A 10576-nucleotide genomic window follows, 5' to 3' on the forward strand; every position below is an offset into this window, starting at 1 on the left:
GAGGTCGCGGTGTTGGACTCTTCGGTCGGAATCATCCCCCAGTGCAGATGTTCGGCGACGTTGCGGGCGTAGCTCAGCGTGATGTAGGCGTCGTCGATCAAGCCCCGGTGTGCGACGAACATGACGACGGCGCCTGCAAGGGCTCCGGGCAGTGCCCACCACAAATCACGGCGGGTGGTCGCGCCCTGAGGTTCGGTCGTGGCCATCGCGGGGATCTTATGTGTACCGCTACGGTTGTCGCATGCTTGACCGGTTCAAGGTGGCGGCCCGGGAGAAGCTGCAGCGGGCCATCGCGGAAGTCGTGGCCGCCGAGCAGGCCCGTACCAACGATGACTTGGCTGCTCAGCACGCCGAGGTGGTCGCAGCGCTGGACCGACTGAACGAGTCGGTCCGCGCAGTCGTCACCCGCATAGCGGACACCGAATACCGGGCTCGGCGGGATATCTCCTACGCCCAGGACGCCAGGGCCGCACAGGACAGCGCGGAATTCGTGGACCAGCACATGCCGAAGGCAAAGGTGTTCTGGGAGCCGCACGACACCCTGCGATTCGCGCTCGGTGAGATCAAGGGTCCCGGCGTTGCTCTCGAGTTCGGCGTTGCCACCGGCGGCACGCTGAAGATCATCGCCGACGCGGTCGCTGCTGACCGCACCGTCGTCGGGTTCGACGTGTTCACCGGTCTGCCCGAAACCTGGCGCACCGGCTTTCCGGCGGGGGAGTTCGCGCAAGAACCACCGGATGTCGCGGGCGCATTAGTAGTGCCGGGTCTGTTCGAAGACACCCTGCCCAAGTTCCTGGCCGACAACGACGAGCCGGTCGCGTTCGTGCATGTCGATTGCGACCTGTACTCATCGTCGAAGACCGTGCTGGATCTGGTGGCCGACCGGCTCACTCCCGATGCGGTGCTGGTGTTCGACGAGTTCTTCAACTATCCGGGCTGGCGGCAGCACGAATATCGGGCCTGGACCGAATTCATCTCGGACACAGGACGTTCATTCGAATATTTGGCGTACACGGGTAACAACGAACAGGTCGTCGTTCGACTGCTGCACTGATCAACTGTTGTAGAGTCGGGCCCAGTTTTCGCGACTTATCAGTTCCGGAAGCGCGCGGCGGTATTGCTCCTGCAAGGCCGGGGCTCCGGATCGGAACTCCTTGAGCACCTTCCTCATTCGCCGGGTCAGCTTGGTGAGCTTCTGCTTGTCGCGTCGTCGTATCCGGACGCCCGACTGCGAGGCGTCCGTCACCACCGCCTGGTCGAACAGCGAAACGTGCCACCACTGATTGTCTTCTGCCGCAATGGCGACCGGCCCCCCGATGGTGCGCCCGAGCCACTGGAACAGCCACCGTTTGGCGAGTACGAGGTTGATTCTCTCCTTGCGGGGAAGGGGGCCGCGCGGGTGGATCCGGGGGACGGAGCCGGTGAGTTCGCCGATCTCGACCGCCGGGTGCACGACGGTTTCGCCGTACTCCTTGCGCTCCGCGCGGATTGCGGCCAACGCGGCCGCGCCGCCGTCGCGCAGTACCTCCGGCCCGGCCAGGAAGTCCTCGATTCCACGAATCATCGTGTAGGCCATGCCGTATTGCATCGACACGAGACCCTCCATGATCTCGCGTGCCAGCCAATTACCGGTCGCCTTCACATCGATTGTGCCGTGCAGCGCATGGGTGATCAGTGAGTTGCGGACGCTGTAGTAGCGGAAGAACTCGTCGCGATCCTTCCAATCGAAATCGGCGTGCCAGACGCCGGCGTTGGGCAACGTCGTCGTCGGGAAGCCGGCGTCCAGTGCGCGCAACCCGTACTCGATGTCGTCCCACTGGAAGAACATCGGCACGGGAAGTCCGACGGCGGCGATCACCTCCGACGGTATGAGGCACGACCACCACGCGTTGTATTCCGCGTCGATGCGCTTGTGCTGCTTGTACTTGGTCATATCCGCTTTGTGCAGGGCCCGTGGCGCCCACCGGCCCGCCCGCAGCCTCGTCAGCTGGGTCTGCTCCGCGCTGACGTGCAACTCGCGGGTGTTCTTCAGGTAGAGCATCTGCGCGCCGACGATGGTCGGCGACGGGGTCAGGTTCGCAAACGCATTGAGCCGCAAGATCGTCTCGGGCTCGCACAGGATGTCGTCATCCATCAGGATCACGTTCGCGTGGTCGGCAACGCTGGAGATCTCATACATTCCCCGCGAAAAGCCGCCCGCGCCACCGAGGTTCGGCTGTCGAAGATAGACGAGCTTGTCACCAAGTCGGGCGGTGACGTCGTTGAACAACGGACGCGTCTCGACGGCATCGGTGCCCTGGTCGACCACGTAGATCGCGTCGATGCCCGCGAGCAGTCCCTTGTCGCCCGCGACGGCAGCGACGTTGGTGGCGCAGTCGTCGGCACGGTTGAAGGTGCAGATGGCGATCGCCGCCGGCCGGATGGTCGGCGGAGCGGGAGCCGTCCACTCCAGATCGGTGATGGTCACCGGTCCGCCGATCGCGGTGCACTCCATCCACAACGCGCCGCCGTCGACGTACTCGTTCAACCGGGCCGTCAGCACGACGGTTCCGGTGCTGTCGACCTCGGCGCTGTCGATGGTTCTGGCACCGCCGTGGATGTCGGAGCCGCGAAGCAACACCCGGGCATGCGTCGATGTGTCGAACACCAACTTCAGCTGAACCTCGCCTACAGTCGTCCAGCGCTGAAAGTAACTTGCGGGCAGCCGGCCGAAGTAGGTGTTGGTGTCGACTGTCGCGCCCTGTTCCAGGTGCAGCGCGTAGCGCTCCCGGTGCGCCCGGCCGTTGCCGATGCGCGCGTACATGTCGTCGGTCACCTGCGCGCTCGGGCCGGTGAACAGGCCGCGTGCGACGACGAGCCGTTCGGGTGCCGCGTGCTCGGTGAGCGTCCGCTTCAGCGCGTCGGGGGTCGCCTGGCCCGGCTGGGCCGCCCCGCGCTCAGTCATGGTGCTCCTACTGCTTGAAAAATTCCCCGACGGAGCCTAACAAGCTTCGAGGATCCTCTTAAGTCGGGCGAGATCGTTGCTGGTCGCGCGCCTGATGGCGGTCGCAAGGATCGCGGGCGCCAGCCCGGAGTAGGCCGTCGGTTCTCCGCGGTTGCGCACCGTCATCCACGTTGCCGCGCCCGCTGTGTCCTGGAATGTGTATGCGGTCTCCATCCGAAACGGACTCTTGTCGGATCGCATGATGAGCCGTTCGAAGGGGACCAGTTCGAGAACTTCGTAGGTGTACTGCAGCCTGCGGCCGAGGAAGTCGCTGGTGAAGCGGAACCGGGAGCCGATGGCCATCGGCCCGACCGTTTCCCACTGCACTGCTGTGACATTCCCGTACCAGGCCGTGACGTTCTCGGGGTCGCAGCAGTAGCCGGCGACCTCGGCGCGCGGCCGGTCGATTGTGGCGTGCACCTCGACGTCGACGGTCATCCGGCCGCCCTGGCAAGCACCTGGACCCCCGCATCGATCTGGGTCTCGGTGAGGTTGGCGTAGCCGAGCAGCAGCCCCGGCGGCGCCGTCGCGGGGTCCGCGTAGCAGGGCGCCAATGGTTCGACGTGGACCCGCATGGCCGCCGCACGCCGGACCACGTCGGCGATCGGGCAGCCGTCGGGGAACCGCACGGTGAGGTGCACGCCCGCGGCGGCACCGAGCACGCTGGCCTGCGGAAGGTGACGGGCCAGTGCGGTCAGCAGCGCGTTGCGCCGGGTCAGATATCGACGGCGCATCTGGCGCAGATGGCGGTCGTAACCGCCGGTGGTCAGCAGCGCGGCGAAGGCGATCTGATCCATCACCGAACTCCCGGTGTCGGCAAGCCCTTTCGACAGCCTGATCGCCCCGACGAGGTGCGGTGGCAACACCATCCAGCCGATGCGCAAACCCGGCGCGAGTGTCTTGCTGGTGGAACCGATGTAGATCACCCGGTCCGGTGCGATGCCCTGCAACGCGCCGACGGGCGCCCGGTCGTAGCGGTATTCCGCGTCGTAGTCGTCCTCGATCACCAAATGTCCGGCGCGAGCCCATTCCACGAGTGCGGTGCGCCGTGCGGCCGAGAGCACCACGCCGGTCGGCGACTGGTGTGCGGGGGTGGTCAGAACGGTCTGCGCGCCGCTGTCGGTCAGGGCGGCGACGTCGATGCCGTCCTCGTCGATCGGCACGGCGACCGGCGCGATGCCGTTGTGCTGCAGGACCATGCGGTGCAGCCAGAAGCCGGGGTCCTCCATGGCGAACGGCAGTTCGCCGCCCTGCAGCGCGCGGGCGAGCAGTGCAACCGCCTGCGTCGCTCCCGAGCAGAGCACGATGTGCCGCGCATCGGCCTGCACGCCGCGGGTGCGCCGCAGATAGTCGGCGATCGCGACGCGTGCCGCAGGTAGGCCCTGAGGTTCGACGTATCCGAGGGAGTCCGAACCGATTTCGGCGAGGCCGGCTCGCAGCGCGCGCAGCCACGCGGTGCGGGGGAAGCTGCTGAGATCCGGCGACCCTGGCGCGAAGTCGACGTCGTAGCGTCGCATCGGTTCGGTGTGCTGCGGTGCGCTTGCCGCCTCGACGGTCGCCACCTGAGTGCCTGAACCGTGCCTGCTCGACAGGAAGCCCTCGGCAACCAGCTGGCTGTAGGCGTCGACCACGAGCCGTCGGGACACTCGCAGGTCCGCCGCGAGCACGCGAGTCGACGGCATCCGCGTGTGCGGGGCCAGCCTGCCGCTGCGGATGGCGTTCCGCAGGCCGTCGGCGAGCTGGCGGTGCAGCGGCTCGACTGAGGCACGGTCCAGCTCGATCAGCAGCTCTGGCCCAGAAGTGGTACCCGATATTGCCATGAAAGTGGTGCCTATCCGGAGACCATTGAGGAACTAGCGTGAACGTATGTCAATGACACCTACGCGCACAAGAGCCGGGTTCGTCGAGGTGACCTTGATCGTCTTCGGGGTGTACGCCGTCGGCCTCGGGCTGTTCATGCTGTTCTTCCCCGGGGCGTTCTTCGACACAATCGGCACGTTCGGGACCCGTAACGACCACTACATCTTCGACAACGCCACGTTCGAGATCCCGCAGGGCCTGTTGCTGCTGGCCGCCGTTCGCCGGGTGTCGTGGCGGGTACCCGCCCTGGCGTTCGCCACTGTGCACTGGGCGTTGCACTCGGTCAGCCACATTGTCGACCCGCACCATGGCGCAGGCGACCTGATCGGCTGGCTCGAGGCCGGGGGACTGGTGGCGACCACGGTGATCCTCGCCTTCGCGTTGCGCTCCGCTGTCACCGGTCGAGAAGGCGGGTGAGCGCTGATGCGTGTTCTGGTTGCAGGCGCCACCAGCGTTCCCGGCCTGCCGCTGTTGCGCGAGTTGATCACCCGTGGTCATGAGGTCATCGGCCTGACCCGATCGGAGTCCAAGACGGCACAGATCGCGGCCGCCGGAGCGCGGCCGGTGGTGGCTGACGTGTTCGACACCGAAGACATCGGCACGGTGGTCGCCGACATTCGACCCGATGTCGTGGTGTCGTTGTTGACGACGCTGCCGAAGCTGGGGCCCAAACGGCCGAGGGACTTCGAACCGGCCAAAAAGCTCTGGAGCACAGGGGCTTCGAACCTCGTGGCTGCCGCGCAGCGCGCAGGTGTGCGCCGGATCGTGGCCGAGTCGGTGATCTTCGCTTACGGCTACCCGACCTCCGGGGCCGCCGTGATGGACGAGACGGACCCGTATCCCGGGCCGCCGCCGAAGGGTGGGGATGACATGCTGGCGGCGCTGCGGGGGATGGAGCGCAACGTGTTGTCGTCGGGTGAGCACAGCGACACCGAGGGAATAGTGTTGCGGTACGGGTGTTTCTACGGCCCCGGCGTCCCGCACGACGAACTGTTCGTGCGGCTCGCGAAGTGGTGCATGCTGCCCGCGATGACCGGCAACGGAATCGTGTCGTGGGTCCACATCGACGATGTCGCAAAGGCGACAGCCGACGCCGTCGACCACGGGCGCGGTGGCCAGATCTACAACATCGTCGACGACAGGCCGCAGCCCTTTGGCGACTACGTGCGCGCGCTCTCGTCGAAATTGCATCGGCCGCGGCCCATTCCGATCTCGCACCGACTGGTGGGCCTGGTCGCCTCGTATCCGGCGACCGCATTCGGCACGACCTGGCTGCCGCTGTCCAACGCCAAGGCCAAGGCCGAACTCGGCTGGACGCCTGTGCCTCGGGTCTGACTATTCGCCGGTGAAGTTCGGCGTGCGCTTCTCGAACGTCGCGGCGATGCCCTCGGTTAGGTCTTTCGACGGCAGCATCGCCGAGTTCCACACCGCCACATAGCGCAGGCTTTCCGAAACCCGCGCGATGCGTTGCTGATCGAGCACGTCCTTGATACCGCTGATGGTCAGGGGCGGGTTGGCGGCGATCTCGGCGGCCGTTTCGTGCGCGGCCGCCAGCGATGCCTCCGCGTCGTCGTAGACGTCGTTGACTAGGCTGATCTTCTCGGCCCGCGCCGCGTCGATGTTCTTGCCTGTCAGCGCCAACTCACGAAGGTGACCGTCGGTGAGGATGAGCGGCAGCCGGGCCAGGCTGCCGACGTCGGCGACCATGGCGAGCTTGACCTCGCGTACTGAGAACTTCGCGTCGGCGCTGGCATAGCGGATGTCGACGGCCGAGATCAGATCCACCCCGCCGCCGATGCACCACCCGTGCACCGACGCGATGGTCGGGGTGCGGCAGTCGGCGACCGCGCTGATCGCGCCCTGCATGCGGAGAATCGTGGCGTGGAAGTCCGCCCTCGGTCGCGCGGACGATCCGGCCGCCAACACATCGGACAACGACCCTCCCATCGCGGGCAGATCGAGACCGTAGCTGAAGTTCTTGCCCGCACCGGTCAGCACGATCGCGCGGACGTCGCGGTCGGCGTCGAGCTTGGCGAACACCTCCGGCATCTCGACCCAGAACGCCGGCCCCATGGCATTGCCCTTGCCGGGACCGACCAATGTCACCTGCGCGACCTGGCCGTGCAGGTCGACCGTCACGGATTCGTATGCGTCACCCATGACTGCAGAGGCTAGCCACTCACGGCGGCGACCCGCCGGTCACCACCTCTTTGACGACCGCGCTGGGCAGGAATCCGCACATGGTCGTCGCCATCAGCCCCGCGACCATCTCCGATTCCGGTGTCGTGTTGCCGCTGTCCTTCAGGATCGCTTTGACGACGGCCTTCTGCTGCGCCTCGTCGAGCTTGGTGAAGTCGCTGCACTTCATCGTGTCCCAACCCGCCGGTGCGGGGACATCGGGAACGTCGGTGTTTCCCGGCATCGGGAAGCCCGGGATCTGCGGAAGGCCCGGAATGTTCGGTAGGCCGGGGATGCCGGGGAAACCGGGATCGGCAGACGGCGTGCGCGTCGACGGCGACTCGATCGGCGGTCCCGGTTGGGTGGTCTGCGCGACCGCACCCTCCGTGGTGCGAGAGCACCCGGTGGCCAGGCCGACGAAGATCAGTGCCGCGGCCGTCACCCGCAGATGCGTTCTCATCTGCGCAACGATAGGCGCACGCGCGACGTAGCGTGGGCATCATGCCCGCCGACTTGCCTGCCGGTCCCGATTCACCGCCGACCGATGAACTCGACAGCGCTGAAGCCAGCCTGAGTGTGCTGCAGCACGTGCTCCACCCCATTGCAAACGACGACTGGTCCAAGCAGACGCCGTGCCGAGAATTCGACATCGCGTCGCTGACCGACCACCTGATGAACTCCATCACCGTCATCGGCGGCGCCGCCGGTGCGGAGCTACCCGAGCGGGATCCCGCCGATTCGGTGGAGCGCCAAGTCGTCGCCGCGGCAAGGCCTGCGCTCGACGCATGGCAACGACGCGGGCTCGACGGCACCGTGAAGTTCGGCGACAACGAAGCACCCGCCAGGGTGATGGCGGGAATACTGTCGCTCGAATTCCTGGTACATGCCTGGGATTACGCGGCAGCGATGGGCAGTCAGGTGAACGCGCCTGACTCGCTGGTGGATTACGTGATGGGCGTAGCGCAGGGCGTCATCACGCCGGAGGGTCGGACCACCGCGGGTTTCGACGACCCAGTGGATGTGCCCGCCGGGGCGGGCTCGCTGGATCGGCTGGTGGCCTACACCGGTCGCAGCCCGAACGGCTAGCGTCGATTTTGCAACCACGGTCGTGAATCGACGGCCAGCACAGCCCTCAACGCAAAATTGGGGTCCTAACTGCTCGCTCCGCCAACCGCTTGCGAGGGTCGGTCATGCGTTGGCTATCCAGCCCTTGGCGAACTCCAGGAACATGTCGTTCTCCTGCGGGGAAGCGACGGTGACGCGTACCCCGTCCTCGCCGTAGGGCCGGACGATGACGCGGCTGTTGGCGGAGTCGTTCGCGAACTCCTGGGCACGCCCGGGCAGCGGCAGCCAGACGAAGTTCGCTTGCGACGGCGGGACGACGTAGCCGGCCTCGCGCAGGGCTGCTGTCACCCTCGCACGTTCGGCGACGACGGCTGCGGTTCGGCCCAACAGTTCATCGGCGGCGTCCAGCGACGCGATGGCCGCGGCCTGCGAGATGCTCGTCGCGCTGAACGGCACGTAGACCTTGCCGAGGGCGGTGATGAGGTCGGGATCGCCCACCGCGTAGCCGACGCGCAGACCTGCCATCCCGTACGCCTTCGAGAAGGTCCGCAGCACAACGACATTGCTGTGCGCGCGGACCAGACCGAAGCTGTCGGGCAGCATATCGTCGGTGATGTACTCGACGTAGGCCTCGTCGAGCGCGATCAAGACGTCTGACGGCACCGCCTCGACGAAGCGGGCCAGCGCATCGGGGTCGACAACGGTGCTCGTCGGATTGTTCGGATTGCAGACGAAGATCAGCCGGGTGCGATCGCTGATCGCGGCCAGCATCGCGTCCAGGTCGTAGGTGTAGCCGGTCAGCGGAACCTGGACCGGGGTGGCGCCCGCCGTCCGGGTCTGCAGTGGATAGATTTCGAAGCTGCGCCAGCCGTACAGCACCTCGTCGCCCACGGTCGAGGTGATCTGGATGAGCTGTTGGCACAGGCTCACCGATCCGCAGCCTGCCGCGATGTGCTCAGGCGCGAAGTTGACGTGCTTGGCCAGCCTTTCCCTCAGCTCGACGTAGCCGTTGTCCGGGTAGCGGTTGACGTTGTCGGTTGCCTTTTCGATCGCGGCTCGCACACTCGGCAGAGGCCCGTGGACCGTCTCGTTGCTTGCGATCTTGATTGCCCCCGGCACGGTCTTGCCTGGCGTGTACGCAGGCAGAGCGGCCAGTTCCGGACGCAGGCGGGCAGGCACCGGACCAGTCTATGGGTGGCCGTAATGCGCTTTGCCTGGCGCCGCAGGGCATGTGTACGCTGTCGGATCGGCGGTAATCGTCGGGAGGCGTGCCAGAGCGGCCGAATGGGACTCACTGCTAATGAGTTGTCCCCCTTACAGGGGACCGGAGGTTCAAATCCTCTCGCCTCCGCCGTGGCTGACTCGTCGGCTGCATAACCGAACACATGCGCCCGTAGCTCAACGGATAGAGCATCTGACTACGGATCAGAAGGTTGGGGGTTCGAATCCCTTCGGGCGCGCGCAGCTCAGAGGTGCTTTCCATCGTCGGGAAGGCGTCGCTGTCGGGACTTTGACGGCAGTTTTGACGACAATAGCCATCGCGTTCGTCGCTGCCTCGACACCCATCGTGAACAACAACGTCGCGCACGAATGCCGGAGGTCGTGGAGCCGGATGCTTCGCACGCCAGCTCGTCGGCACAACGTCTCGAACGCCCGGTTGATGTTCCTCGGTTCCAGACGCGTCCCGTTCTTGGTCGTGAACACCAGACCGAGTGTGTTGCCCCGTGCGACCTGTGTGTCGCCCAACTGATCAAGCCGATGCCGGCGCAAGATCGTCACCAGCTCCTCTGGCAACGGCACGGCGGCGGCAGACGATTCGGTTTTCACATCTCGCAAGGCGAGATCTGCCCCAACACGTGAAAGCGCCTTCGTAACAACCACCCGTCCGTTGACCAGGTCCACATCGGCCCACCGAAGCCCGAGCGCTTCCCCGCGCCTCAAACCGATGGCCAGGGCGACCGCCCACAACGCGTAGAGCCGGTCGTGTCGTGCCGTTTCGAGAAACTTGCGAGCTTCATCCGCCGACCAGGGCGTCACCTTGCGAATCGAGCCGGTCGGCATCTTGACCTGTCGGGCAACATTTCGGGCTAACAGCTCCTCCTCGACTGCGTCTTGCAGTGCTGCACGCACAAGTCGGAGCAGGTAACGCAACGTGCCGGTGCCCGCGACCTGCCCGCAGCACTCGGCAGGTTCTTCGCGCAACACCGAGCCTTGCCCTTCATCGCCCGCTCGGTGTCCTTCCCTTGTGCACAGCACTGACACGTGGTCCGCAATCCGTTCAGCCACGCGCGAATGTGTTGCGCCTGCAGCGCACGCAGCTTCCGTTTGCCCAGTCCCGGTACGACATACAAGCGCACCAACAGCTCATATGAGGAAAAGGTTGTCTCCCGCACGCTCGGTTGCGCGATCTCCGTCAACCAGTACTGCATTGTACTGCCCGACAGTGGATGTCGTGCTGTCGACCGGAATTCCTTTGCGTTCCAGATCCTT

12 protein-coding genes, 2 tRNA genes and 1 pseudogene are annotated in these 10576 nt (G+C 65.9%); 6 read left to right on the forward strand and 9 right to left on the reverse strand.

Annotation, left to right across the window (positions count from 1 at the left end):
* Positions 1–206 (reverse strand): annotated as a pseudogene (locus QOJ24_RS13625) (hypothetical protein); the annotation flags it as partial.
* A gap of 35 nt (positions 207–241) precedes the next feature.
* Here QOJ24_RS13625 and QOJ24_RS13630 point away from each other — a divergent pair.
* Complete coding sequence (locus tag QOJ24_RS13630; RefSeq protein ID WP_526261978.1) at positions 242–1054, forward strand: class I SAM-dependent methyltransferase; 813 nt, start codon at positions 242–244, stop codon at positions 1052–1054.
* On the opposite strand, the gene QOJ24_RS13635 is transcribed toward QOJ24_RS13630, so the two are convergent.
* Genes QOJ24_RS13635 through pdxR form a run of 3 tightly spaced genes read right to left on the reverse strand, consistent with a single transcriptional unit; the run spans position 1055 to position 4803 of the window.
* Complete coding sequence (locus QOJ24_RS13635; protein WP_526261980.1) at positions 1055–2944, reverse strand: glycosyltransferase; 1890 nt, start codon at positions 2942–2944, stop codon at positions 1055–1057.
* 36 nt (positions 2945–2980) lie between these two features.
* The gene (locus QOJ24_RS13640) at positions 2981–3421 is read right to left on the reverse strand and encodes an SRPBCC family protein (RefSeq protein ID WP_526261982.1); all 441 of its coding nucleotides are present in this window, start codon (positions 3419–3421) and stop codon (positions 2981–2983) included.
* Complete coding sequence (gene pdxR / locus QOJ24_RS13645) at positions 3418–4803, reverse strand: MocR-like pyridoxine biosynthesis transcription factor PdxR (RefSeq protein WP_526261984.1); 1386 nt, start codon at positions 4801–4803, stop codon at positions 3418–3420. The genes QOJ24_RS13640 and pdxR overlap by 4 nt, the downstream gene beginning before the upstream one ends.
* A gap of 46 nt (positions 4804–4849) precedes the next feature.
* On the opposite strand from pdxR, the gene QOJ24_RS13650 reads away from it, so the two are divergent.
* A complete protein-coding gene (locus QOJ24_RS13650; protein ID WP_526261986.1) occupies positions 4850–5260 on the forward strand; it encodes a hypothetical protein in 411 nt (136 codons plus the stop codon).
* 6 nt (positions 5261–5266) lie between these two features.
* Positions 5267–6178 carry an NAD-dependent epimerase/dehydratase family protein gene (locus QOJ24_RS13655; RefSeq protein ID WP_526261988.1) on the forward strand — a complete coding sequence of 304 codons (912 nt, stop codon included), beginning with the start codon at positions 5267–5269 and terminating at the stop codon, positions 6176–6178.
* On the opposite strand, the gene QOJ24_RS13660 is transcribed toward QOJ24_RS13655, so the two are convergent.
* Together QOJ24_RS13660 and QOJ24_RS13665 are read right to left on the reverse strand one after the other, a co-directional pair.
* On the reverse strand, positions 6179–7003 hold the full coding sequence (locus QOJ24_RS13660) for a crotonase/enoyl-CoA hydratase family protein (RefSeq protein ID WP_526261990.1): 825 nt from the start codon (positions 7001–7003) through the stop codon (positions 6179–6181).
* A gap of 19 nt (positions 7004–7022) precedes the next feature.
* On the reverse strand, positions 7023–7481 hold the full coding sequence (locus QOJ24_RS13665; protein ID WP_526261992.1) for a hypothetical protein: 459 nt from the start codon (positions 7479–7481) through the stop codon (positions 7023–7025).
* Positions 7482–7522: 41 nt separating this feature from the next.
* Between QOJ24_RS13665 and QOJ24_RS13670 the strand changes: the two genes are divergently transcribed.
* Positions 7523–8107, forward strand: coding sequence for a TIGR03086 family metal-binding protein (locus tag QOJ24_RS13670; protein ID WP_526261994.1), 585 nt, complete (start codon positions 7523–7525; stop codon positions 8105–8107).
* 102 nt (positions 8108–8209) lie between these two features.
* Here the strand turns inward: QOJ24_RS13670 and QOJ24_RS13675 are convergent, their stop codons facing one another.
* Positions 8210–9265, reverse strand: coding sequence for a pyridoxal phosphate-dependent aminotransferase (locus tag QOJ24_RS13675; protein WP_526261996.1), 1056 nt, complete (start codon positions 9263–9265; stop codon positions 8210–8212).
* Positions 9266–9348: 83 nt separating this feature from the next.
* Between QOJ24_RS13675 and QOJ24_RS13680 the strand changes: the two genes are divergently transcribed.
* A tRNA-Ser gene (locus QOJ24_RS13680) sits at positions 9349–9437 on the forward strand.
* A 36-nt stretch (positions 9438–9473) separates the two neighbouring features.
* Positions 9474–9546: transfer RNA gene (locus tag QOJ24_RS13685), tRNA-Arg, on the forward strand.
* Here the strand turns inward: QOJ24_RS13685 and QOJ24_RS13690 are convergent.
* Both QOJ24_RS13690 and QOJ24_RS13695 read right to left on the reverse strand, forming a co-directional pair.
* Positions 9512–10291, reverse strand: a complete 780-nt coding sequence (locus QOJ24_RS13690; RefSeq protein ID WP_526261998.1) for a site-specific integrase — start codon at positions 10289–10291, stop codon at positions 9512–9514. The two genes, QOJ24_RS13685 and QOJ24_RS13690, sit on opposite strands and share 35 nt — an antisense overlap.
* Entirely contained in the window at positions 10174–10515 is a 342-nt protein-coding gene (locus QOJ24_RS13695; RefSeq protein ID WP_526262000.1) for a tyrosine-type recombinase/integrase, read from the reverse strand. The genes QOJ24_RS13690 and QOJ24_RS13695 overlap by 118 nt, the downstream gene beginning before the upstream one ends.
* Positions 10516–10576: the final 61 nt, after the last annotated feature.

Origin of the sequence: Mycobacterium sp., from assembly GCF_032159775.1 — a bacterium.
Taxonomy (GTDB): domain Bacteria; phylum Actinomycetota; class Actinomycetes; order Mycobacteriales; family Mycobacteriaceae; genus Mycobacterium.